Annotated in this window: 22 protein-coding genes; 5 read left to right on the forward strand and 17 right to left on the reverse strand. The window is 57.9% G+C overall.

The annotated features are described in order from the left end of the window. The first annotated feature begins 25 nt into the window (after positions 1-25). The gene (locus LOY70_RS17515) at positions 26-850 is read left to right on the forward strand and encodes an SDR family oxidoreductase (RefSeq protein WP_265028648.1); all 825 of its coding nucleotides are present in this window, start codon (positions 26-28) and stop codon (positions 848-850) included. 45 nt (positions 851-895) lie between these two features. Here the strand turns inward: LOY70_RS17515 and LOY70_RS17520 are convergent, their stop codons facing one another. The 5 genes from LOY70_RS17520 to LOY70_RS17540 all read right to left on the reverse strand — a co-directional run bounded on the left by LOY70_RS17520 (position 896) and on the right by LOY70_RS17540 (position 5889). Next, positions 896-2218: an NTP/NDP exchange transporter gene (locus tag LOY70_RS17520; protein ID WP_265028649.1), complete on the reverse strand. Its 1323-nt coding sequence runs from the start codon at positions 2216-2218 to the stop codon at positions 896-898. Positions 2219-2286: 68 nt separating this feature from the next. Continuing rightward, complete coding sequence (locus LOY70_RS17525; RefSeq protein ID WP_265028650.1) at positions 2287-3339, reverse strand: oxidoreductase; 1053 nt, start codon at positions 3337-3339, stop codon at positions 2287-2289. A 44-nt stretch (positions 3340-3383) separates the two neighbouring features. Next, positions 3384-3644: a DUF2790 domain-containing protein gene (locus LOY70_RS17530; protein WP_265028651.1), complete on the reverse strand. Its 261-nt coding sequence runs from the start codon at positions 3642-3644 to the stop codon at positions 3384-3386. Positions 3645-3811: 167 nt separating this feature from the next. Then, positions 3812-5185 carry a heavy metal sensor histidine kinase gene (locus LOY70_RS17535; RefSeq protein ID WP_265028652.1) on the reverse strand — a complete coding sequence of 458 codons (1374 nt, stop codon included), beginning with the start codon at positions 5183-5185 and terminating at the stop codon, positions 3812-3814. Beyond that, positions 5185-5889, reverse strand: a complete 705-nt coding sequence (locus LOY70_RS17540; protein WP_265028653.1) for a heavy metal response regulator transcription factor — start codon at positions 5887-5889, stop codon at positions 5185-5187. Before LOY70_RS17540 ends, LOY70_RS17535 begins: the two co-directional genes overlap by 1 nt. A 326-nt stretch (positions 5890-6215) precedes the next feature. Here LOY70_RS17540 and leuC point away from each other — a divergent pair, with 326 nt between their 5' ends. Continuing rightward, positions 6216-7637, forward strand: coding sequence for a 3-isopropylmalate dehydratase large subunit (gene leuC / locus LOY70_RS17545; protein ID WP_265038102.1), 1422 nt, complete (start codon positions 6216-6218; stop codon positions 7635-7637). Positions 7638-7640: 3 nt separating this feature from the next. Next, positions 7641-8249, forward strand: a complete 609-nt coding sequence (gene leuD, locus LOY70_RS17550) for a 3-isopropylmalate dehydratase small subunit (protein WP_265028654.1) — start codon at positions 7641-7643, stop codon at positions 8247-8249. A 63-nt stretch (positions 8250-8312) separates the two neighbouring features. Here leuD and LOY70_RS17555 read toward each other — a convergent pair whose 3' ends face one another. The 8 genes from LOY70_RS17555 to LOY70_RS17590 all read right to left on the reverse strand — a co-directional run bounded on the left by LOY70_RS17555 (position 8313) and on the right by LOY70_RS17590 (position 17070). Beyond that, positions 8313-9239, reverse strand: a complete 927-nt coding sequence (locus tag LOY70_RS17555; RefSeq protein ID WP_265028655.1) for a LysR substrate-binding domain-containing protein — start codon at positions 9237-9239, stop codon at positions 8313-8315. Between the two features lie 42 nt (positions 9240-9281). Next, on the reverse strand, positions 9282-10562 hold the full coding sequence (locus LOY70_RS17560) for a lipase family protein (RefSeq protein WP_265028656.1): 1281 nt from the start codon (positions 10560-10562) through the stop codon (positions 9282-9284). Between the two features lie 15 nt (positions 10563-10577). Beyond that, complete coding sequence (locus tag LOY70_RS17565; RefSeq protein WP_265028657.1) at positions 10578-11540, reverse strand: alpha/beta hydrolase; 963 nt, start codon at positions 11538-11540, stop codon at positions 10578-10580. Next, complete coding sequence (locus tag LOY70_RS17570) at positions 11527-11865, reverse strand: DUF4387 domain-containing protein (protein WP_265028658.1); 339 nt, start codon at positions 11863-11865, stop codon at positions 11527-11529. The genes LOY70_RS17565 and LOY70_RS17570 overlap by 14 nt, the downstream gene beginning before the upstream one ends. Next, positions 11862-13235, reverse strand: a complete 1374-nt coding sequence (locus LOY70_RS17575) for a DUF1446 domain-containing protein (RefSeq protein WP_265028659.1) — start codon at positions 13233-13235, stop codon at positions 11862-11864. Before LOY70_RS17575 ends, LOY70_RS17570 begins: the two co-directional genes overlap by 4 nt. Then, positions 13232-14281: a phosphoglycerate dehydrogenase gene (locus tag LOY70_RS17580; protein ID WP_265028660.1), complete on the reverse strand. Its 1050-nt coding sequence runs from the start codon at positions 14279-14281 to the stop codon at positions 13232-13234. Before LOY70_RS17580 ends, LOY70_RS17575 begins: the two co-directional genes overlap by 4 nt. 17 nt (positions 14282-14298) lie before the next feature. Further along, positions 14299-15696, reverse strand: coding sequence for an OprD family porin (locus LOY70_RS17585; protein ID WP_265028661.1), 1398 nt, complete (start codon positions 15694-15696; stop codon positions 14299-14301). Between the two features lie 84 nt (positions 15697-15780). After that, positions 15781-17070, reverse strand: coding sequence for a CitMHS family transporter (locus tag LOY70_RS17590; protein WP_265028662.1), 1290 nt, complete (start codon positions 17068-17070; stop codon positions 15781-15783). Positions 17071-17323: 253 nt separating this feature from the next. Here LOY70_RS17590 and LOY70_RS17595 point away from each other — a divergent pair, with 253 nt between their 5' ends. Next, positions 17324-18529: a citrate synthase gene (locus tag LOY70_RS17595; RefSeq protein ID WP_265028663.1), complete on the forward strand. Its 1206-nt coding sequence runs from the start codon at positions 17324-17326 to the stop codon at positions 18527-18529. Positions 18530-18563: 34 nt separating this feature from the next. On the opposite strand, the gene LOY70_RS17600 is transcribed toward LOY70_RS17595, so the two are convergent. From LOY70_RS17600 to LOY70_RS17615, 4 genes are all read right to left on the reverse strand, one after another. Beyond that, positions 18564-19958, reverse strand: a complete 1395-nt coding sequence (locus LOY70_RS17600; RefSeq protein WP_265028664.1) for an MmgE/PrpD family protein — start codon at positions 19956-19958, stop codon at positions 18564-18566. Positions 19959-20036: 78 nt separating this feature from the next. Beyond that, complete coding sequence (locus LOY70_RS17605) at positions 20037-20345, reverse strand: DUF4387 domain-containing protein (RefSeq protein WP_265028665.1); 309 nt, start codon at positions 20343-20345, stop codon at positions 20037-20039. Next, complete coding sequence (locus LOY70_RS17610; protein ID WP_265028666.1) at positions 20345-21841, reverse strand: DUF1446 domain-containing protein; 1497 nt, start codon at positions 21839-21841, stop codon at positions 20345-20347. Before LOY70_RS17610 ends, LOY70_RS17605 begins: the two co-directional genes overlap by 1 nt. 188 nt (positions 21842-22029) lie before the next feature. Continuing rightward, positions 22030-22422: a VOC family protein gene (locus tag LOY70_RS17615; RefSeq protein WP_265028667.1), complete on the reverse strand. Its 393-nt coding sequence runs from the start codon at positions 22420-22422 to the stop codon at positions 22030-22032. Positions 22423-22602: 180 nt separating this feature from the next. Between LOY70_RS17615 and yfcF the strand changes: the two genes are divergently transcribed. After that, on the forward strand, positions 22603-23235 hold the full coding sequence (yfcF, locus tag LOY70_RS17620) for a glutathione transferase (RefSeq protein WP_265028668.1): 633 nt from the start codon (positions 22603-22605) through the stop codon (positions 23233-23235). Positions 23236-23306: the final 71 nt, after the last annotated feature.

Below are 23306 nucleotides of genomic sequence, written 5' to 3' on the forward strand. Positions count from 1 at the left end.
AACACCAACGAGAGGAAAAAACGATATGGCTAAGACATGGTTTATCACCGGTACATCCTCTGGACTCGGACGCGCGCTTGCCGAACATGCCCTGCAACGCGGCGACCGCGTCATCGCGACGGTGCGCAAGCTTCGTGCCCTGGATGAGCTGAAGGCACGTTTCCCAGAGCGACTATCGGTATTCGTACTTGACCTCACCGACACGGCAAACGTTCGCCAAACCGTCGATGCCGCTTTTGGACAAGCTGGCCCAGTGGATTATGTCATCAGTAACGCGGGTTATGGGTTAGTGGGAGCCGCCGAGGAGTTGAGCGACGAACAGATTGCCCGGCAACTGGCAACCAATCTCACGGGCAGCATCCAGCTGATCCGTGCCGTGCTTCCTCATTTGCGCCGCCAAGGCGGTGGCCGGATCATGCAGGTCTCCTCGGAAGGAGGACAGGTCGCTTATCCCGGTTTCAGCCTTTATCACGCCAGTAAATGGGGCATTGAAGGATTCGTGGAGGCCGTTGCGCAAGAAGTCGCTGGCTTCGGTATTGACTTCATCCTGGCTGAACCAGGGCCGACGGATACTGGCTTCGGCGCAGGCGTCGACTATGCCCAAGCATCGCCTGCCTATGCCGATACACCGGCCGACAAGATTCGCATGACGTTGCAGTCAGGCACGTTTCCAGTGAAAGGTGACCCGCAGCGCACGGTGGAAACGATGATGCAGGCATTGGATCAGCCTCTTCCCCCCTTTCGTCTGGCGCTCGGCAGTACGGCCTACAACAACATTCATGCCGCACTGACGAAGCGCTTGCAGGTGCTTGACGCTCACAAGCATGAAGCCTTCGCGGCCGACAAGTGATGGTCGCTCGAACAGCCAGGCAAGCTCCGGCGCCTCATCAAGTCGTTAAGTTTCGGCGGCGCTCGCCTGCATTGGGACCGACTCGCCCTGCAAGTGATCGGCCTGCCGCCCCAACTGAAAGCCCAGGTACCCCCACAGCAATGCGCAACCGGCGCCGATCACTGCTGTCATGCCGGCCCCCTGCCCCAGCATGTCGAGCAGGCTCTTGGCCCAGCCGCTGACGGCATCCCCTGCGCGGTAAACGACGGTGTCGATCAGGTTCTTGGCCTTGTACTTGCTCTCGGCATCCAGCGGTGCAAAGAGCATTTCCCGGCCCGGTCGGACGAATGCATACTCGCCGATCCGCCGCACGATCATCAATGCCGCCAGCACCGCGAAACCCGGCGCCAGGGCGAGGCCCAGGAAGCCGATGCACATCAACAGCGGTACAACTGCCAGCAACGCCCCGACGCCCAGCTTCGGTGCGATGCGTCCGGTGATGAATAACTGAGAGAGCAACGCACCGGCTTGCACGATGAAATCAAGGGTGCCAAAGACGCGCACCTGCGCCTCGCGATCAGGAAACAACTCAGCCACCAAACGAGCCTGCTCGAAATAGAGAAAAGTGCTCACCGTCGCCAACAACACCACGAAACCTGCAATCCCCAGTAAGTAAGGCGACTTGAGCACGGCGGTCAAGCCGCTGAATGGATTGCCACCCAGGGGTTGGCGGGGGCTTTGTGTCAGCGCGGCACCGGGTCGACCGGCCCCACCCGTGGCGCGCCAGCGCATCAGTGGCTGTTTCAGCGCCAGGGCGGCGCCTAACAGCAAGGCTGCCAGAAACATCAACCCTGACGCGCCGAGCGTTTCGATGAGCATCGCACTCAATGCTGGCCCCAGCAGGCCACCCACACTGGCCCCCGCGGCAATGAAAGCGAATAGACGTCTAGCCTGCTCACCATCGAAGACATCCGCCATCAGGCTCCAGGCCACAGACACAACGAACAGGTTGTACACCGAGATCCATACGTAAAAGGTACGGGCTAGCCATACGCTGTCCGGCTGGAACTCAAACAGCTCGACGAACATCAGCAAGTTGATGGCGAAGAACCCGTATATCCAATCAACGAGGCGCAGGCGCGGAACCCGAGAACTGAGCCAGGCAAACATCGGGACGGCCGCCAACATGACCAGGAAGGTTGCGGTGAACAGCCATTGCAAATTCTCCACGCCCGCCGTGATCCCCATGGATTCACGGATCGGGCGCAGCATGAAATAGCCAGTGAAAAGGCAGAGGAACAGCATAAACCCGCACAGTGCCGGACGCAGTTCATCGTCTTGTGCGTTAAGCGCCAGGCTCAGACGATGCAGGTAGGAAGGCGTACTCATGGGAACTCCTGGGAGACGACGACAAGCCAAAAGGCGGGCACGGGACGGATTCCCGCACCCCAGGTGCATCAGCGATAGACCACGCCGGTCAGTCGCTCGGAGACAGCCCAAAGCCGTTCGGCATCCGCCTCCTCGGTTGCGGCGGCGGGCGTCTTGGCGAAGCCCAGCGGCCCACGCTTTTCTTCGTCACCGGTTGGGCCGTAATAGGCGCCGCCGACGGCTTCCGGTGCAGTGGCGGCATACAGCGTGGGCAACGCCCCTTGTGCCGCGGAGTGGTACGCATCGCGGCCTTCTGCCCAGCGCTGGCCGAACGCGCTGTTGAGGCCGGGACCGCGCGCGACCAACTCGGTCACGGCGACGCCGGGGTGCGCAGCGATGCTGCGAATGCCCCAACGTTCGGCGTCACTGCGCCGCTGCAATGCGAACGCCCAATTCAGGATGGCCAGTTTCGATTGCGCGTAGGCCGCATACGGGTCGTACTTCTGCTCGGCCTGAAGGTCATCGAAGTTCAGGGTGCCACGCACGGCGGCAATGCTTGAAAGGCTCACCACGCGGGCGTCCTGGCTTTGACGCAAGAGCGGCATCAACAGACCGGTGAGCGCGAAATGCCCCAGGTAATTGGTCGCCAACTGAAGCTCGAGATCATCCGCAGACGTACCTCGTTCGGGAGGCGCCATGATCGCGGCATTGTTGATTAACACGTCAAGGCGCGACAGCTTCTGATTGAGGCGCTGGGCCAGACCGCTCACGGAGGAAAGGTTGGCCAGGTCCACGGCCTCGAACCGCACCTTGGCATCGGGCACCGACATCTGGATGCGTGCGATGGCCTCCGCGCCGCGCTCTGGATTGCGCGCGGCGATAATCACTTCGGCGCCGGCACGCGCCAGTGCCAGCGCATCCTCATAGCCCATGCCGCTGGTGCCGCCGGTGATCAAGACGATTCGGCCCCTCTGGGAGGGTATATCGCCGGTCGACCAGTCGGGTTTCGGTGCAACACGAGCAGACGCTTCGATGCTCATGGCGCTCAGCAGCAAGACACCTGCGGCAAGGGTACGCGCCAACGTCCCAAGTCGGCTGATGTTGTTCTCAAGGTTCATTACCGGTGTTGTTTTATTCCACATGACTGAGTTCCCTATTGGAATGATGAGTTGCAATGACAGGCGGCTCACTGGAGCACGCACGCCTCGGCCAATTTCAGAAAGCTGATGCGCTGCGTCACCCCTTGGGTATCGACGTACGTCATCTTTGCTCGCACGACCTCGCATGCCTGCGATCTCGGCTCATCGATGCGAACGACCTGGGCGATGTCCAGCGGCATGCCATATTCGTATTCAGGGGGGGCCGATTGTTCTTCGGCGAACAGAGGCGAACCGCTCAAGGCGATCACCGCCAGCAAACCGGTGATCGATACGTTTTGAATGTTCATAGTGGACTCCACGACTGTCCTTACCGGGACGGTCGTAGCACTCTAGGAGGGGGACACTGACGTCAAGGTGACTGCTGACTGACAGGAAGATGTCAAACGCCGGCGCAGGAGAAACGCCGGTGTTCACTCAGGCATGGCAATGTCTGGGCGGGAGTGGGCAGCGGCGGCTAGCGCGCGGCTTGGCTCGCCAGGGAAAATCCAAAAGTGTTGAGCCCGTCCTTGCTGTGGGCGAACACGCGTCCGCCGTGCATGGACGCCACCGCCCGCACGATGGAGAGTCCCAGGCCATGGTGCGCGTCGCTTCGCGCCCTGGCGGCGTCAGCCCGATAGAAACGCTCGAACAAGTGCTCCAGGTGCACGTTATCAATGGGCGCCCCGGCATTGGAAACACTCACCGTGGCCTGCACTCCACGGTTTTCCAGGCTCACCGTGATGGTGCTCGCCGGCACTGCGTAGCGCGCCGCGTTTTGCAGCAGATTGGCCAGGGATCGGTGGAAAAGACGCCGGTCGATGCATACGCGCATGTCGCCGTCGATCACCACACTCAACTGTTTGTCGAGCAAAACGGGCTCCAGGTATTCCACGGTCTTCGAGGCTTCTTCATAAAGCGAGACATCACTCAACTCGGTTGCCCGCTGACCGCTTTCGGCGCCCGCCAGGAACAGCATGTCATTGACGATGGTGCCCATCCGTTCCAGCTCTTCGAGGTTCGACTGCAACAGATCCTGAAGCTCATTCACGTCCCGTCCGTGGGCCAACGCGACCTGGGTCTGCCCGATCAGGTTGGTCAGAGGCGTTCGCAATTCGTGGGCCACATTGGCATTGAATCCTTCGAGCTGGCACCAGGCGGCTTCCTGGCGAGCCAGGGCGCCGTTGAACGACACCGCCATTTCCTGCAACTCGCTTGGCAGCGCCTCGGTGTCCAGGCGTTGTTTTGAATCACCCGGCGGCAGGCTGTTGGCCTGACGGCTCAGTCGCCTGACCGGGCCCAGGCCGAAACGCGCGATCCAGTAACCGAGCAGCGCAACCAACACGACGCCCACCGCCGACGTCAGGATCAGCGTCCTGGTGAAATGGTCCAGGGTCTTCATGAACGGCGTTGAATCGAGTCCCACGATAAAACGCAGCTCCGGACGGCTCCCCATGGCGGCGATGGTCTTGATCGACAGCACCATGGGACGATCTCGCTCCGGTACCTCGACGGTGAAAAATCCATCCGGACGCTTCGACCAATCCTGGCCGTCCGGCATCGGCCCACCATATGTGTAGTCAGGGTTTTCAACCAGAATCCAGTACCGCACCCGCTCATCCGCGGGCGTCAGGCCATCGAGTTTCTGACGCAAACCGACCCAGAATGCCGGGGAATCGTATTTTGCAAGCACGGGGTCGAGGACAGAATGGCGCAGGATCAACTCGTTTTGCATCTGGGCTTCGAGCGATTGCTTCAAAGAGCAGCGCAACAGTGTCGCGCTGATCGCGGTGATCAGCATGACGGCAAGGGCAAACATCAGGGCGAGTCGCTTGGCTATCGATCCTTTCATCATGGTGTCCCATTTTGCCTGCCATCGGCTTCACGACTTTCCAGTACATAACCCATGCCACGGACGGTGTGCAGCAGCTTGCGTGGATAAGGTGCATCCACCTTGGATCGCACGCGTTTGATCGCCACTTCGACCACATTGGCGTCACTGTCGAAATTCATGTCCCAGACCTGCTCGGCAATCATCAACTTGGAAAGAATTTCACCCTGGTGTCGCGCCAGCAGGCTCAACAGGCAGAACTCCTTGGCCGTCAGATCCAACCGCAGCCCGGCCCGGGTGACCTTGCGTGCCTGCAGGTCGACCTCCAGGTCATCGATGCGCAAGTGCGTCGGGTCGGCGGTGTCATCGGCGCGACGCCGGATCAATGCCTGGACGCGCGCGACCAGTTCGGCGAAGGAAAAGGGTTTGGCCAGGTAATCATCGGCGCCCTCTCGCAGCCCCCGGACACGATCATCCACCGTGCCCCTTGCCGACAACATGATGACCGGAGTCTTCTTGTGCAGGCGCAAGCCCTGCAGCACGCCGTAGCCGTCCTTGCCCGGCAACATGACATCCAGGATCACGACGTCGTAATCCATCTCCAGCGCGTAGTGCAGGCCATCGATGCCATTCGTCGCGACATCGACAATGTAGCCGAGCTCGCTCAAGCCACGATGCACATAAGAGGACGTCTTTTCTTCGTCCTCAATGATGAGCAAACGCATCGGGTAACTCCTCTGTGGAAGCAGCGCGGGTCCTGACAGTCCCTGATTTATGTCTCAAGCGGTCCGAGCAGGCGTGTAGACCATCCACCAGCCTATAGGACAAAGGTGTCCTGGGGCTGACCGCTTCCTGACATTCTTGTCAGAATTGGCCGGGCGCCCGTCTGGGCCGACCAACTGCTGGTGAACGCAGCGATGGCGAATCCCTTCTGTTGAGGCCAGCCGAATCGAACACGTTTCATGAAGCTTGGTTTCACAGCTTGGCGATTGATCGAAGCTACGCCTGGCCGGAGTATCCAGCCATCGATTTTATGAGCGCCCGGACCTCCATGAATATACCTCGCACCCTCTACGATAAATATCTCGATTCGCACACCGTTTGCCGTCTCGACGATAACGATCATCTGCTGCTCTACATAGACCGTCAGGTGCTCAACGAGTACACCAGTCCTCAGGCATTCACCGGTTTACGAGAAGCCAATCGTTCGGTCTGGCGGCCCCGGAGTGCATTGGCCGTGGTCGATCATGTCAACCCCACGGTTGCCGCCCGCAATGAGGCCATGGCCGACGCCGGCGGTGCTCGTCAGGTCAGCTACCTGGCAGAAAACTGCAAGGACTTCGGGATCGAGTTGTTCGACATTCTCGATGCGCGGCAAGGCATTGAACACGTCGTGGCGCCGGAGCAAGGTTTCATCCTGCCCGGCATGGTCGTCGCTGCCGGGGATAGCCATACCACGACATACGGGGCGTTGGGCGCATTTGGCTTTGGTATCGGAACGTCGGAAATCGAGCATCTGCTGGCGACCCAAACGCTGGTCTACAAGCGCCTCAAGACCCTTCGCGTGACGGTCCGGGGCACGTTGCCCGCCAATGTGGAATCGAAAGACATCGTCATGGCGATGATCGCCGCGATCGGTGCTGACGGGGCGACGGGATACGTCATAGAGTTTACTGGTCCGGCCATCAATGCTATCAGCGTTGAAGCACGAATGACCATTTGCAACATGGCCGTCGAAGCGGGTGCTCGCGGTGCGTTCATGGCACCGGACGAAAAAGTGTTTGCGTACCTCGTCACCAAGCCGCGCGCGCCGAAGGGCGAAGATTGGAAGCTGGCTGAAGAGCAATGGCGTGAGCTTCACAGTGACGAAGGCGCCCGGTTCGATCTCGAAGTGGAGCTGGATGCCAGCTCCCTACACCCCATGGTGAGTTGGGGCACCAGCCCGGACCAGGCAACGTCGATAGACGATCTAGTGCCTGATCCCATGTCCGAGCCCGACCTCATTCGTCGTGCCGACCTGCAACGTGCCCTGCGCTACATGGACCTTGAGCCGGGCGCGCCCCTGGCAGGTATCCCCATCACCCACGCCTTCATCGGATCGTGTACTAATTCACGCATCGAGGATCTACGGAAAGTCGCAGGGATTGTCAGGGGCCGACATGTCGCAGCGGGTGTGCGCGCCATGATCGTGCCCGGTTCAACGCCAGTGAGGGCCCAGGCGGAGGCAGAAGGCCTGGCGGATATTTTCCGCGACGCGGGATTCGAATGGCGGCAGTCGGGCTGTTCCATGTGCCTGGCAATGAATGACGACGTGCTCGGCCCCGGCGATCGCTGCGCCTCCAGCACCAATCGGAATTTCGAAGGCCGCCAGGGCGCCGGTGCACGCACGCATCTCATGAGTCCGAGCATGGTTGCCGCCGCAGCCCTGGCCGGCCATCTCACAGACGTTCGCAGCCTCAATCGGGAGTACTGACCCATGGACCCATTTATCCAGGTATCGGGCATCGCCGCCCCCTTCCCGGCAGCCAACGTCGATACCGACGTGATCATGCCCAAACAGTTCCTCAAAGGCATCGACCGCAGTGGCCTGGCACGCGGACTGTTCTATGACCTTCGCTGGCTGCCGGACGGCACGCCAGATCCGGACTTCATCCTGAATCGCCCTGGCTGGCAGGATGCTCGCTTCCTCGTGGTCGGGCCGAACTTCGGTTGCGGGTCCAGCCGCGAACATGCCGTGTGGGGGCTCAAGCAGATGGGCATACGGGCGCTGATCGGCACACGCTTTGCCGGCATCTTTTACGACAACTGCCAGCGCAACGGCGTGCTATTGATTGAGCTGGACACGAGTCACCACAACCTGGTCATGGAAGAAATATCCCAAGCCCATCGCGCCGCCATCGAAATCGATCTACCGGCGCAATGCATCCGCCTGAGCAGCGGCATCGACGTGGCATTCGCGATCGACCAGCTGCGCAAGCAGGCGCTAATGGATGGGCTCGATGCGATCGGTCGTACGCTGCAAAAGACCGAGGCTATACGGGTATTCGAGGCGCGGCACCTGAGGACCCACCCTTGGCTCGCATGATTGCTTCCCGGCTCCGCCGCCAACATCGACAGATGGCATTCGCCACTGAAGGGGGCATCAGGCCTACGACTCGAATTGACGCCAACGTTTTTCGAAGTGCGTTTGCAGGAACTCCACGCATACCCGCAGCTTGCCTGATTGGGCAAGCCTTGAGGGATACAACGCCCACACGTCCGCAGGCTGACTATAGGCAACCAGCACGTGCACCAGATGGCCAACGCTGAGCAGCGACTGTACGTCCCAGAGTGAACGCAACAGAATGCCGCGGCCATCCAGCGCCCATTGCAGGGCCACCTCCCCGTGGTTGGATGACAAGCGGCCTTGGACGCGGACGTTGTGCTCCTGTTCATGCCCCCGCAACTGCCAGACGCCAAGGGCATTACCGCGCTCCTTGATCATCAGGCAGTCGTGGGCGTCAAGATCAGCCAGGCAGCTCGGTGTACCCCGTTCGGCGAGGTAGCTGGGGGCGGCACAGAGCACCCGCTGGTTGCGCACCAGGCGACGGCCGATGTGTTGAGGCGAGGTGTGCTCGCCGACCCGAATTTCAAGGTCAAAACCTTCCGCCACCAGGTCCACGGTCCGGTCGAAGAGGTCCAAGCGAAGCTCAAGCTCAGGGTAACGCTTGGCCAGTTCAGAAAGCGCCGGGGCGACGTGGTTACGACCGAAGCCAAAACTGCTGCAGACGTGCAGCGTTCCACTGGGATGATCATGGGCGTCGGACAACTCGTCATCCAGTTGCATGAAATCATCGAGGATGCGCAGCGCCCATCGACGAGTGCGCTCGCCATCGTCCGTCAGGGCAATCCGGCGGCTGGTACGATGAAGCAGGCGCGTGTGCAGTGTCTCTTCAAGCACGCGGATGCGCTTACTGACGTAGGCAGGCGACAGGCCCAACTCCTGCGCCGCGGCAGCGAAGCCGCCCTGGCGCAGAACCGTAAGGAACACCCGAAGGTCTTCGGGCAGAGGCAGATGCCGGGAAGACCGATTCATGCACGATGAACGCCGAGGGGATCGTTGGACACGCGAGCTGAATCAATCGTCATTGAACGGCGCACTCGGGTTCCGTTCACCGGGTGGACCTGGCTCCTGATTCACGGCACAGGTGGACCCGTAGTCCTGGCCATCAAGTCGAGCGCGCGCGAAAACAAAGGCTTCATCCAATGAGCCGTGCATCACACCGTCATGCCCCAAGCCGTCATAAACCCGCCAGGCAACATGGTTGCCAGCCGCACACAACGCCATCGCTACCGCGTATTGCCGCAGCGGTATGATCGTCCTGTCAGCTTGGCCAGTCGCAATGAACAACGGAAAAGGAATCAATTTCTGTGGCATATCGGTGGTTGGCCTGCGCAGGGCCTTCAGCGCTTCAGCAGAAATGGTCAACAACTGGGCGAATGAGTCGACCTGCAATTCCCGAGACTTGAGCGCGAGGTCCCGTGTACAGCCCTGCCGGGCGATGCCAAGAAGCTCCAGGCCGGCAGGCGTCAGCAGCGTCTCTATTGGCGGGCTGTTTTCACGTAGACCGCCGGACGCCAATGCCAGGAAAACCGTATTGGACTGGCGCTCAGGCACCGAGACGGGCCCGTCGGGAAACGTGCTGTTGGGAGCCGTCAACACCGCACCGAGGATATTAAGTTCCGGTGCGTACGTGTCGGCGAGCTGCGCCGCGCCTAGCGCCGCCCCTCCACCCTGGGATTGCCCAGCCAGGATAATGCGATTGGAGATCAGGCCAGGCTTGATCGAGCGGGCGGCCCGAATCGCATCCAGGACGGAACTGCCTTCCGCCCGCCAAAATGAATAAGGGTGCGGCCCCGGACCTCCAAGACCTTGATAGTCCGTCGCGACAACGGCATACCCTCGTTCCAGCCAGCGGTTGATATAGGCGGCGTCACGACTCCGCCATCCAGCCCACGAGGGTGCACAGACATCGGCTATCCCAAGCGTACCGTGCGCCCAAGCCAGCAAAGGCCAGCCTCCAGGTGGCGGAGGAACAGCCGGCAAATACAGCGCTCCGCTGACGGGGACGCGTCCCGAATGCCAGCGTTGGTCAGTGGAGCTGTACAGCAGACGGATGGCTTGCGAGGCGGCCGGCAGCTTCTCTTGCTGTGGCATGACTTCGTTTTTCAGTACCGCGCCGGGAAGCGCCGGCATGGCACCGGACCATCGATAAAAGGGCGAAAGGTCCATGTCTCCCGCAGCGGGACCGATGGGCAGCTTGTCGGCAGCCATGGCACTGAAGGCCACGACCGCGAGTGCCCCGAGGCACATTCGCGCGAGGGTGGCAGCCGTTGCAACTGTTGGAAAAGTCATCATTGAATGTTCGCCTGGCTAGAAGAGGGCCTTTCGCAAAGCGGCACCCTGTGTACGGATGACGTCTTGCACGACCGGTGCGACTTCGTTGAATCGAATAAATCCGTGAGTCATGTTTGCCAGCACCTCCAGGTTCGTCGCCACGCCGGCCTCGCGGAGTTTGTCTGCCAGCTCATGGTTTTCATCGAGCAAGGGATCCAGCTCACCGACCACCATCCGCACCGGAGGAAGGCCCGCCAGATCCGCAATAATCGGCTGCACACGCCAGTCGTCTTCATCGTTGCCCAGGTAACTCGCCCAATAAGCGCTCATCGTTTCGGTCGATAGGTGCTGACCTCCATATCCGCCAAGCCTTTGCCACGAATCAGAAGTCACATTGCGCGAGTAGCTGCCGTAGAACAGCACCAGCTGGCGCAACGCATCAATGCCCGCATCACGCAAGGCAACCGCCGCGCCCAGTGCCAGGTTGGCACCAGCTGAATCGCCACCGAGGGTATAACCGCGTACCGGACAATCAGTGATGGACCCCAGTTTCATGACTCGGCTTACGATCGACACCACCTCCTCGAACGCCACCGGAAAGCGATATTGCGGCGACAGTGCATAGTCGATGGACAAAACGGCCAGGCCGGTCTCGCGCACCCACTGACGCAGAGGCGCGTCCCAACCGGCGAGCGAACCGTGGCGAAACCCACCGCCATGGCAATAGAACATCAACCCCGGCGTCTCATCGCCGTCCGGCCAGTAGAGTTTGCAAGGAACCATACGGCCATTGACGGAAAACGTCAGCGTGCGTTCATACGACAGCGGCACGCTGCGTTGTGCCGCCCATGCATTGATCCGCTCCAGTTGAGCCCGTACGCTTTCTACGTCGCCGTGAACAATAGGGAGCAGCCCCTGTTCCTTTAGTATCGTTGCGACGGCGGTCAAGTCGGGATGAACCGAACCTGGCGCCGCTGACAGGCTTTCATCGCGCCGCATCAATGGTCGTCCTGTCGGGTTCAAGTAAAGCGTCCATCAGGATAAAAGCCCATTGGGCACCGTGCATATCGCGGTCATGCAAGGCACCTTGCACCACGGGGCGTGGCAAGCTGATCTTGATGACGTTCAATGCCTCGATCGGGAAAATGCTGATCGAGTCCGCGTTTTTTTGAAAAACACCGGCAATCGCCTGCGCCTGCAGTTTCGGTTCTGTAGCCAGCTTCCTGAACGTCTCCGAGTCTCTACAGAACACATCAATCGTCAGGGAAAACGGCCCGGCGTTCTTCGAACGAATCTCGTAGCCGAGTGCTTGCAGAGTATTCATCTCGCGTCCCCTTGAATTGTTTTTATGTCAAACCGGAAAGACGCCAGGGGGTCAGCCACGACCATCACATGGCTGAGCACGAACTCATACACCTCTCCCCGGTCCATGGAGGCCGGTGAAAAAGGAAACGCATGGGTTGGCAGGTCTTTATCGCCAGGCAGCGGAAAATGCAGCATGTAGGGGTTGAGCAAAGCGACCATGTCTTTCGTACAGTCGGCAGTCGCTGATGTCGCGATCGCCATGACGCCTATCTCCACCGGCGTGCCCGAGCGCGATTCGAGTTCTCCTAACGCTGAATTCTTGCCAATGGCGCGAAACTGCAAGTCATAGTCCTCCGGTCCGATCCCCAGGTGTTTCTCGATTCGCTGACGCATCACTGAATCGAGACAGGCAAGCCATTCATCAAAGCGCTGGAGATACTCCGGGTCACGGACAATGCTCATGACCACCGACTGGAAGCCGCAAGGCGCGGCCCCTTCCAACTTGACCGTGTAGTCTTCACTCGGCTGCCAAACCGAACCTTGCACCCGGACGGTTTGTGCATCCAGCGCGGTGTAGGTGGCCCCTTCCACCTGCAATACACCGCCAGGCTCAATGAGCACGTGGGGATTGCTGTTCTCATAAAGCATATGGGCCATCACCGACCGTGGCGTGAGCCGGGCGCCTTCGCCGATGGCCTTGATGGTGAAACCGGTATCGTCGATTGCGGCCATGACTACCGCGGCGGCTGGGGTCGTTGTGCACGATGCGCCGCATTCCAGAATCTTCCCGGCATGCCAGGCGGCCCCGGGATTGGCACCTCGCATAATCGGCAGCGAGGCCATGACCGCGGTGTCGGTGGAACGACCCGCCAGAATGATATCCGCGCCGTCCTGGAGAGCATGAATGAAGGGCTCCACCCCCATCAGCGCAACGATTCGCGAGCAGCGATCCACCAGTGCATCGTCGATGTGCTCCAGTTGCAGGGGCCGGATACGCCCCTGCGCTAACGCTTGTTTTACGATGCTCGCCGACTGCTCGCTGTAGATGCTTGCAATGCGCACAACTTGACCCAGCTCTAGCGCGACCTCTTCACACAGGCCTCGCATCAAATCGACGCCGGCATCGGAACCACAGGTGCCACAGCTGCCAATGATCAATGGGATACCCAGTTCCGCGCGCGCCTGCATGAATACTCGCAATTCTGCACGCAGTATCGAAGCCGATGCCTTCGTCGTGCCTGTCCCAAGATAGTGAGGACCCGAGTCGGTCGACCCTGCGTCCATGGCAATCACATCAGGGCGCTCCAGAAGCGCCTTGATGAAAGCGTCCCTTGAAAAACCGGTACCGATTGCGCCCGTTGGCGTAAGCACTTTTATCGGGGCGTTCATAGGTTCTCCTCGACGTCTGTGGTAGGTCGTCCGTCGGCAATGACGCAGTGCCTCGGTGGGCTACGCCCTTCCAGGACCGCCACCACGCATTGGGCCGCGATTAAGTTGGTACGACTGAGGCCCTCGACCGTAGAGGCGCCAACATGGGGAGTCGCCACTACGTTAGGCAGCTTGATCAGTTGTTGGGTGACCCTCGAAAGCGCGGGATCCGACTCGCTTTCGAAGACATCCAGCCCCGCCCCTGCCAGTTGGTTTTCCTGAAGCGCCCGCAACAATTGTGCATCGCGCACCAAACCGCCTCTGGCCGTATTGATCAGCACGGCGGAAGGCTTCATCAGCTTCAAGGCATGCTCATCGATCAGTCCGTTGGTGGCTGGATTGAGCGGCGCATGAAGCGAAACGAAATCGCTTTCCCTGAGCAGGGTTTCCAGATCGACAAAGCAATCCGGCGCGATACCGTTGGCGTGGGTCGCGTCGGGATGGGGGGTACAAACCAGCGGTTTCACATCAAACCCAGCCAGGCGTCGCAACACGCCTTGGCCGATTCGGCCCAAGCCAATGACCCCCACTGTCTTACGATAAAGATCGCTTCCCAGAGGAATCGTCCAATCATCGGCGGCAAGCCCCGACTGACATTGTTTGAGCTGACGGCATACGGCGAGCATCAGCGCAACGGTGTGATCAGCCACGCTTGCGTCGTTTCCACCGATCGCAATCGTCGCCACCTTCCCCGCCGCTTTTACCGCCGCCGTATCGACCCGTTCATAGCCCACGCCCCGACGGGCAATGACTTTCAGGCGAGGGAGTGATTCCAATAAACTTGCCGTCACGCTGGCATGCCCAACGATCCAGCCGTCCGCTTCGTCCAGGAGGGCTCTCAATTGAGGTTCACTGAGATCGGCGTCAGCCTGTCCCTGCCTGAGTTCGGCAATCACGACTTCGCAGCCGTGCTGTCTTAGATGCTCGATGGCCTGGGCATCAAAAAAACGTTGCGTCACCACGACCTTATAGTGAAATCCAAGTATTGCAGGCTTTTCGTTATTCATCGCGCAGCGCTCAACAATCAAAATGCATAATCCAGATAAACTCGCGCCTCTGAGCCGCTGACCACGTTGTCGGGTTGAGCGGAAACCAGCGCGACAAAGTCCTTGTCAATTCGATAATCGATATAAATCAACCCCACAGAAAGTCCGGCGTATTCTTTTTCATCGAAGCGATAATAGAGACGGTATTCATTTTGACGCTCTTTCACGTCCGTGCGCTGGCCACTAAAAGGATCAACGGCATCGAACGCGCCTTGCTTATAAATAGTCATGACTTTGAAGCCCTCCAAGGGCGCACCCAACAACGAGAGGCCGCTCAGGTCATATTCAGCTCCGATCTGCCATGTCCGCTCGCCATGGTTATTGAAATCATTACCGGATCGGGTCCAGGCATCCATTTTGCCGTCAACGTTATCGCCATGATCAAAATAGGCATATCCGAGTTGTCCATTATTCAATTCGGCTTTTGTCTCGGAATAGGAAACCCCCAGGCGCAACTTATCGAGCAGTACACCCAGGTTGACGTTCAACCAAGTCGCCTCATCCTCATAGGCTGCCTGGCCGGCCAGCCAATCGCGCTCCCAGATTCGCCCGCCTTTTTTAAACTCATAATATTGAGTGTCCAATATGAGTCCGGCGCTTTTGCCCAAGGGGGCCTTTAACGTCAAGCCATAACGGCTGTTCTCATTGAAATCTCGCGATACGCCGTGATCGTAGCCAAGTTCAATGGCTTTTAAATCGTACTTGACACCATACGTGTACAGATCCTTGATTTCCTCCCCTGTCTGACTGAGCAGATGTTCGAACTCTTCCCGGTCTCGAGGAGAGCTGCGATTGATATAGGCAGTTTCAAAGCCCAGCGTACCGGGAAGCGGACCCAACCCCATATCTGTAAAGTTTAGGTGGGCACGGCCTCCCTGATAGGAGCCGGGAACGATACGGGTGTCCAGGGTCACTAACGTCCCGGCATCGAACCGACCGCGCCCTACTTGGGAGTCTGCGTTCCACCCATCCCCTTCATAGCGGACTTTGAAATAACTCTGCCCGACTTTGGCAAAGCCACCATTAGTCCCGTCCGTGTCGTCGAAAAGATCGCGACCGTTATCTTTTGAGTCGATCATGGCCACGCCGTACAGTGACGCATCAAACCCTACGATCCCAGCCCAATAACCCGAGTTGTAATCCACAATCGCGCCGACCCCGGTCCCGCCCAGTTCGGCGCCATCCGGAAAACCACCGAAACGGTCCTCAATCAGATCATTGGATATACGCGTATTGATATACACCGAGCGCAGATAGGCATTTAACTTTCCTTCATGCTGAAACCTGTCTGGATAGCTGATTGTCGCCGAAAAACAACTACCCGACGCCACCAGAGTTGAAAAAAAAGTCATAGCTACGGCGTGAATCGATTTCATCGAACACCTCAAATATTATTTTTATTTTGGAGTGAGCAGGCGCAACTCAGCGCCTTCGAAACGACAACACAACGGGTGAATTAATTAAATGATCGCTCGTGTAATGATCGCCGTTGCAATCAGCACAAGACTGCTGCCTATGGCCCAGAGCAAACAAAATCTTTGCATGTCGCCCATGTCGCGTTTGATGATTCCGCTAATGAGATAAACGGCAGCCACCAATGGACTCAGTGCATGTACCGGCTGGCCCAGTACCGACGCACGGGCAATGTGCATCGGGTCTATTCCGTATTCGGCACCGGCAGCCCCCAACACAGGCAAAATACCGAAAAAGAACGCGTCATTGGAAAGCAGAAAGTTAAGCGGCAAGGCCACCAGTGCCGTCAATATGCTGAAGTATTGCCCGCCTCCCTCTGGAATCATCTGCACGATGCGCTCAGACATGCCGTCGACCATTCCCGTGCCCGACAGGATTCCAGTAAATACGCCTGAGGCAAATATCAAGGCAATGACCGTCAAGACACTCTCGGCATGCGCTGCAATCCTGGCCTTTTGTTCCGCCACCCGTGGGTAGTTGATTAACAGCGCCAGGGAAAAACCGACCATCATCAACATCGGCAGAGGGGCCACCCCTGTAGCCATCGAGTACATAAGCCCTGCGGTCAGCACCAGGTTGATCCAGAAAAGCTTCGGATTCTGGGTTTCGGCCTGGGTGACGGGCAACAGTGCCTCCTCCTGCGCGACGCCCTTGGCCGTCGGCGTCCAGCCTAATCGGCGGCGCTCTTTGTGGCCTATCCAGAAGGCTGCAACGAACGCGTAAGCGAGACCGGCGAACATGGCCGGTACAAGGCCAAGGAACATTTCAGCCACATCCAGGTGAAGCGCACTGGCAGCCCGGGCGACCGGCCCTCCCCAAGGGATCAGGTTCACCACGGTATTGGTCAACAAGAGCATCAGCGCCAGAATGAGCGGGTTCATCCCGAGGCGAAGATAAAGCGGCAAAAACGCAGTGGTTACGATCAATACCGTAGTTGCGCCATCACCATCAAAAGAAATAACCGCGGCCAACAATGCAGTGCCCAGCACCACGCGAAGAGGATCATTGCCTACATATCGCAAAATACAACGCACTGCCGGTTCGAACAGCCCGGCATCGAACATGATTGCGAAATACAGGATGGCAAACATCAACATCAACGCGGTGGGCGCTACTTGCTTGACGCCCTCCATTACCATTCCCCCTAGTTCCGGTCCTGCCCCACTCGCCAGTCCAAAAGCAACCGGAATGAGTATCAGCGCCGTCACAGCAGAAAGTCGCTTGCTTATGATCAACGCCATAAACGTGACGACCATTGCGAAACCTAACCAAGCCATGCCTGCCACCTTGTCTTTTTATTGTTATGAATGTTTTTCAATGAAAATCAATGTGAACAACTGTGTGCTCGCCTGGAATCTACATAGCGGGTGAATGGCTGTAAATCTTGATTTTTTTTGTCAATGTACAGCTCGTCCGGGGGTGTTTTTAGCGATCGCTCCATTGATAAATAAAAGCCCCGATGGACATTGACGAAATCCAGGTATATTTAATAAACATGTACATATTTCCATCCACCCGATCGGACCCGTCATGCCAGATCAAGAAGACCTTTACCTGTCGGCAGAAGAGGCGGCTGGAATGCTCCGGGTCAGCCTGCCGACGCTTTACGCTTATGTCAGCCGCAAAAATATTCGCTCCATCAAGATTGCGGGCAGTCCCAAGCGTCGATATTGGGCTGAAGACATTCAGCGCTTGGTGAAAAGACCGGCGGATGGAAAACCTCCTGCAAAGCGCTCACCACCGTCGGACAGCGCAATTACGCTGATCACCGATGACGGACTCTTCTACCGAGGCCATGACGTCACTGAGCTTGCCGAGCATGCAACAGTTGAAGAAGTCGCCGGCTTGATGTGGCAAGTGCATACGGCATTTGGACCAACGTTACCCCGCGTGCCGAAGGACAGCGCCCAGTTGTTGAAGATCTATGAGCACATGTCCGCACCTGAAAAAGCCATTGCGCTCTACCCCTTGGTACAACGAGAGAACCCCAAGGCGTTTGATCTATCCACTGAAAGCTATGCGCGAACCGGCGCAGACGTGGTCAGATGGTTTGCCGCTTTGGTGGTGGGGGCGACCGAACCCAGCACGCAGCCCTTGCACGAGTTCATCACCCAGGCTTGCGGCGCTCCGCCCGCGTACGCCGACCTGATCAGACGCCTGCTGATCTTCAGCATCGACCATGAGCTGGACCACGCCACCCACAGCGTACGAGTGGCCGCCACTACGGGTGCTACGCCTTACTACGCGGCTATTGCCGGGCTCGCGGCAGCCAGGGGTCATAAAATCGCCTATGGCAGAAACGAAGCGGCCAGCCGGATGATTGAGGAAATCTGTACGGCGACGGACCCTACACAACCCATCCTGCAGCGTTACAGCCAGGAGGGGCAGATTGTCGGGTTCGGGCCGAATGTGCACTCAATCAGCGACCCACGCGCCGCCCACCTCATGAGGGCGTTAGCCGTAGCATTCGATGGCGACAGCGAATTTGCCAAATTGCAGATAGCTTTTTCGGTGGCCGCGGAACTCGTCCCGCACCCTCCGGAGTTTATTTTGCTGGTGAGTTTTATCGGCAGGAAGCTTGGGCTGCATGGGCAGGAAATTGCGCTGGCGGGCATCGGTCGCTTGATCGGTTGGATTGCCCACGCCAGTGAGCAATACAATCAGAACCATGACGCCCGCCCCCGCGCGCGCTACACGGGGATTCTGCCGGGTGTCACAAAAATCGGCAGCGATTAAGCCCAGCGTACGGTCGCTCGTTGAGCGGCCGTATCTAATGCCTAAGCGCCTCTTGGCGAGAAGTAGCCATCGCCGTAAACAGCGATCCGAACTCGGACTGGTACTCAAGCCCGGCAACATACTCAAGTACTCTGGCCTGTGCCGATTCGTCGATATGGGGCCCCGCCATGCGTAGGAATTTTCGTTGGAAATCATCATCCGTCATGGGGGTTTCGACAGAGCCGGGGCCACTCATCATCTCGCTCACCACCACCTCGCCTGAAACCAGTGTGACGATGACTCGGTTAGCCAGATGCCGTGGGAATAACGCCGTGAGCGCGGCATCTTCCACGACGCTGACTTTCGCCATCAAGGCAATGACAGTCGGGTCGGCAATCTTCTCTGCCGAATACGAATGAACCGTTATGTCGCCGTCCAGCAATGCCCTGGTGACGTTGTAAGGCAGACTATGGTCCGCCGTCTCCCGGGTTTTCGGCAGCCATTTTTCAGGTGTATCCGCCAGTACCCGACGGTTGAATTCCGAGGTTTCGATGGTAATGGAGACGATATCGCTAACGTCGTTAATTCGCCTGCGCAGGTCAAGTGCGGCCCATACGGCGGTGTGCAGCTCTCCGTTGGTTGGAAAGGTCTTGGTGAGTGAACGGCGTATGGCGTAGTCGCCGTTTTCAGGTGTACCAAAACCAGAGGTGTCCAGGTCGAAGGGGCCGGAGACCAGTTTGAAAAACCCCATCTCTCCTTCGAAGACCGGTGAAGGCCCTGTCATGCCATGACGCGCTAGCTGCGCCGCGAAAATCGCATTGCGCGCAGCGTTAGCTGCCGAGCAGCCCTTCCAGTCAGATAAACTTCCGCTGCGAACCTGGCGCATCGCCAAGTGGCCACTCAAGGCGATGTTGATCGCTTGTTCGGTCTGCTCCGGGCTTAACTTCATCAAGTTGGAGGCGGCTGCGGCCATTGCAACATTGATGTAATTGACGTGATCCCAACCCCGCTTATTCAAGCTTGCCGCGTCCTGCAAGCGCATTTGGATTTCATAGGCCAGCACAATGGCCGAAATCAGTTGAGCCCCTGTAGCCCCCTCCGCCTCTGCCACCGCAATACAGGCAGGAATATTGTCGCTGGGATGACCTGGCTCAAGCCCCATGTAGCCGTCGTTATAATCCAGGAAGCGGACCATTGAGCCATTGGCGAAAGCAGCGATCTCCGGTGTGGTTTGCAAGGCGGTTCCGAAAACGCTGGATAACTTCGCGGGATTGGCGGCCGCGTAACAAACGGCTGCCTTCACTGGCGCAGCGTCATAAGCACCCAGGATGCAAGCCAGGCTGTCAAGGAAGCGCTGGCGTACGATTGCGACAATGGCATCCGGCAAACGCTGTTGTCTGAATTCATGGGCATAGCGTGCAAGCCGCATCGCAACGGTAGGCTCCGTCATAATCACCTCTCTTCTTGTTTTGGGCAGCCCACGCCAATGAAGACGCAGGCCGATTGATTTGACTTAACGTGCGGGTTTTCAATCGATTATGACGTCGAGCAAACGGACGTACTGCTGGCCCGCATGCATGTCACGCTCCACCATTCCACCTTGCGGCGTCGCTCGCGGGTAAGAAATCTTGATCATGTCCAAATCGGCAACCGGAAATCGTTTCACCCGTTCGGGGTCGACGCCGTAGAGTTTTGCGAACTGCGCAGGTGATAGCGCAGCGCAATTGACATAACGCTCAAAGTTCTCTCGCCCATCAAAAAAAATATCGAAGGTAATCCAGAATGGCCCGGCTTGCTTGGATCGAACATGCCGACAGACATCGCGCAACTTAATCATTATCCAAGCTCCTTAGCAGCGAACAACTCCGGCACATCAAGCCACCTTATGCGTACCAGTTCCAATGGATCGTCCAATTGCACAACATGGTTGAGCTTGAATTCAAATACCTGCCCGCGGGGTATATCGGCAGGGGTGAAAGCGAACCCGTACGAAGGCAATTCCTTACCCATGACACTGGGGTAATGGAAAAAGTATGGGTTGCACGCTTGGGCAATCGTGTTGGCTACTTCCTGGGAGGCGGCTGTGGCCACAAATAACATACCGATCTCAGGGGGAGGCAACGTCCCCGTGGGTGGCTTGATACCCGTAACGCCGTTCCATCCGTACATCCGCAAGGAAATGTGAAACTCGCCTAATTCTTCGGTCGGAATAGACTGACGCGTTCGAGCATAGAGTGCCTGTAGTAAACGATCATGGAAGCCATCGATATCCTTGAGCACGTCCGGATCCTGGATACCCACCAACATAATGGTTTGATATAACCCGGCGGCCGCTCCCTCCAACTTCATCGTGTAAGGCATTTCCTCCCAGCGCGAACCCTCCACTCGAACGGCGCGTCCATTCAAGTCAATGTAGCGCGCCTCTGAAACGTCCAGGATGCCACCCGGTTCCACCAGTCGGAACGGATCGCTATTCTCATAAAGCATATGCGCAGAAACGCTATGGGGGGTGCATTGGTTATCTTGGCTTAGCGGCTCCACCTCGAAACCCTTGGCATCGACACTGAGCAATATCCCCGACCCAAGCGTCGGATTTACAGCGCACTGAACACCGCACTCTCCGGTCTTCCCGGCATGCCATGAAGGTCCCCACGGCGCGCCTTTCCAGATCGGATAACAGGCGAGAACGGCGGTGTCGGTTGATCGGCCGGCCAATATTATGTCAGCTCCAGCCTCAAGCGCGGCGAGGAACGGCTCCACACCCAGCGCGGCCACGATATGTTCACAAGCATCTACAGTTGCATCCTCCAACTCGCCGTGTGGGGCAAGTGGTTTAATACGCCCCTGTGCGTTCAGTTTTTTTACCGTGGCCTTGTCTTGCTCGCAATATATAAGGGCAACTTTGGGAGCGACCCCCAACTCTCCAGCGATTTCGATAACAATGTCCCGAGTCCAATCCAGATTCAGATCGCCACCGGCCTGTCCTGAAGTGCCGACAATTATCGGCACCCCACTCTGCGCCTGCGCCTTCATCAATATCGTCAGATCGCGCTTGACCGCGCCTCGGTTGTTTTTCGACTTCCCCAGCGCAAGATAAGCGGCCCCACTGTCGGTGGAACCTGCGTCAGTCGCTATTGCCTGCGCGCCTGCCGCCAGACCATAGGCAATTTCCTCTTCACGGACGCCCGCCCCTAATGAACCACAGGGAACGATGACCTTTACACAACCTTCAAATAACTGCCCCATAAGCCCCTCTTGTTTTTCTCTCAGTGGCTTGATGATAAGGGCTATGATCGGGTTGACAAGTGGACAAAAATTATCAACATAGCGCAACTAAAAGTTGGCCTTTCGCATTCATGAAAATAGAAAAAACAGGGACTTCACGCCGAATATAGGCACGGACCAAACAATTAGGATTGACCCCACGATCAAAATAAAACAGCGACGCTCACTGCACGCCACCCTTCAACTTAACTTTTTAACGCTTCATTGATCATGTGCTGACTATAATGTTCGGCGCATCATTCCACCTCGTGGCAACAAACGCATATTTTATTGCCTTCGGGATCTCGAAAGTACGCACCATAATAATTCGGGTGGTATTCCGGCCTCAGGCCTGGAGCCCCTTCGCAAGTTCCGTCCAATGACAACGCCAAGGCATAAGCCTTGTTGACGCTCTGCCGGTCAGGCGCCAACAAAGCAATCATTTGCCCATTGCCTGGAGATGCTGATTCGCCATTGAAAGGCTTGCCCACCACGATCAGAGGACGCGGGGTGTCTGGGTGTTTCCAGGCCGCCCAGGGGCGTTCAAGGTCGGTGAACTTGGACTCGAGCCCCAGGGTTTGCAGGATTCCTTGATAAAACACAAGCGCTCGCTTGAAGTCATTCACTCCGACGAATACATGTGAAATCATTTTTTCTTCCTGGAAGGATATTCAGGTCTACCTAATATCACTTCCAGCCCTCTCGTCAAGGATGCGCAAGGCGAGCAATAAGGTATTCCGATCAGGAATACGCCCATAAAAATCATGCATTTTATTTATCCCCGTGGAACTCGTAGGGTGTGCCCTTCAATGCATATGGAGATGACCGCCGTGAGTAATTCCCGCCTGCGCCTTTACGTTGACTCTCAATTCAGCAGCCCCTATGCCATGTCGGTTTTCGTGGTGCTTCGCGAAAAGGGCATCGAGTTTGAAATGAGCCCGATAGACCTCGGAACCTTCGAAAACCAGACAGAGGGCTATGCCAACCTTTCGCTGACTCAGCGCGTACCTACACTCGTGCATGGCGACTCCGCCCTGTCTGAATCTTCGGCGATCACTGAGTACCTGGAGGAGGTATTTCCTCTGCCGCCGGTTTATCCACAAGACCGCCTGCAGCGGGCGAAGGCACGACAAGTCCAGGCATGGCTGCGCAGTGACCTGTTGCCGATCCGACAGGAGCGTTCCACCTTGGTGGTGTTTTATGGCCTCAAATCAGCGCCCTTGTCGTCCCTTGCCGAATCGGCAGCACGCAAGTTGATCGGTGCCGCACAAACGCTGCTGGCCGACAGCCCAGAGTACCTGTTCGGTCAGTGGTCGATTGCCGATGTTGACCTGGCGTTGATGCTCAATCGACTGATACTCAATGGTGACCCTGTGCCCACGGCGTTGGTGGAATACGCGCAGCGCCAATGGCAACGACCGGCCGTCCAGGAGTGGGTCAATCTGCAGCGTCCTGCGCTGTAGCCTCCCCGCTTATCATTTCAAGCAGAGCGACTCAGCGCCAATCCCGCAGCCCTCTCCTTCCCGCAAAACCC

The organism is Pseudomonas sp. B21-054 (genome assembly GCF_026016345.1).
Taxonomy (GTDB): Bacteria; Pseudomonadota; Gammaproteobacteria; order Pseudomonadales; family Pseudomonadaceae; genus Aquipseudomonas.

Coding starts and splice junctions, on each gene's coding strand:
- LOY70_RS17515 (WP_265028648.1), top strand. CDS start 26: ATGGCTAAGACATGGTTTATCACCGGTACATCCTCTGGACTCGGACGC.
- LOY70_RS17520 (WP_265028649.1), bottom strand. CDS start 2,218: ATGAGTACGCCTTCCTACCTGCATCGTCTGAGCCTGGCGCTTAACGCA.
- LOY70_RS17525 (WP_265028650.1), bottom strand. CDS start 3,339: ATGTGGAATAAAACAACACCGGTAATGAACCTTGAGAACAACATCAGC.
- LOY70_RS17530 (WP_265028651.1), bottom strand. CDS start 3,644: ATGAACATTCAAAACGTATCGATCACCGGTTTGCTGGCGGTGATCGCC.
- LOY70_RS17535 (WP_265028652.1), bottom strand. CDS start 5,185: ATGAAAGGATCGATAGCCAAGCGACTCGCCCTGATGTTTGCCCTTGCC.
- LOY70_RS17540 (WP_265028653.1), bottom strand. CDS start 5,889: ATGCGTTTGCTCATCATTGAGGACGAAGAAAAGACGTCCTCTTATGTG.
- leuC (WP_265038102.1), top strand. CDS start 6,216: ATGAATATACCTCGCACCCTCTACGATAAATATCTCGATTCGCACACC.
- leuD (WP_265028654.1), top strand. CDS start 7,641: ATGGACCCATTTATCCAGGTATCGGGCATCGCCGCCCCCTTCCCGGCA.
- LOY70_RS17555 (WP_265028655.1), bottom strand. CDS start 9,239: ATGAATCGGTCTTCCCGGCATCTGCCTCTGCCCGAAGACCTTCGGGTG.
- LOY70_RS17560 (WP_265028656.1), bottom strand. CDS start 10,562: ATGATGACTTTTCCAACAGTTGCAACGGCTGCCACCCTCGCGCGAATG.
- LOY70_RS17565 (WP_265028657.1), bottom strand. CDS start 11,540: ATGCGGCGCGATGAAAGCCTGTCAGCGGCGCCAGGTTCGGTTCATCCC.
- LOY70_RS17570 (WP_265028658.1), bottom strand. CDS start 11,865: ATGAATACTCTGCAAGCACTCGGCTACGAGATTCGTTCGAAGAACGCC.
- LOY70_RS17575 (WP_265028659.1), bottom strand. CDS start 13,235: ATGAACGCCCCGATAAAAGTGCTTACGCCAACGGGCGCAATCGGTACC.
- LOY70_RS17580 (WP_265028660.1), bottom strand. CDS start 14,281: ATGAATAACGAAAAGCCTGCAATACTTGGATTTCACTATAAGGTCGTG.
- LOY70_RS17585 (WP_265028661.1), bottom strand. CDS start 15,696: ATGAAATCGATTCACGCCGTAGCTATGACTTTTTTTTCAACTCTGGTG.
- LOY70_RS17590 (WP_265028662.1), bottom strand. CDS start 17,070: ATGGCTTGGTTAGGTTTCGCAATGGTCGTCACGTTTATGGCGTTGATC.
- LOY70_RS17595 (WP_265028663.1), top strand. CDS start 17,324: ATGCCAGATCAAGAAGACCTTTACCTGTCGGCAGAAGAGGCGGCTGGA.
- LOY70_RS17600 (WP_265028664.1), bottom strand. CDS start 19,958: ATGACGGAGCCTACCGTTGCGATGCGGCTTGCACGCTATGCCCATGAA.
- LOY70_RS17605 (WP_265028665.1), bottom strand. CDS start 20,345: ATGATTAAGTTGCGCGATGTCTGTCGGCATGTTCGATCCAAGCAAGCC.
- LOY70_RS17615 (WP_265028667.1), bottom strand. CDS start 22,422: ATGATTTCACATGTATTCGTCGGAGTGAATGACTTCAAGCGAGCGCTT.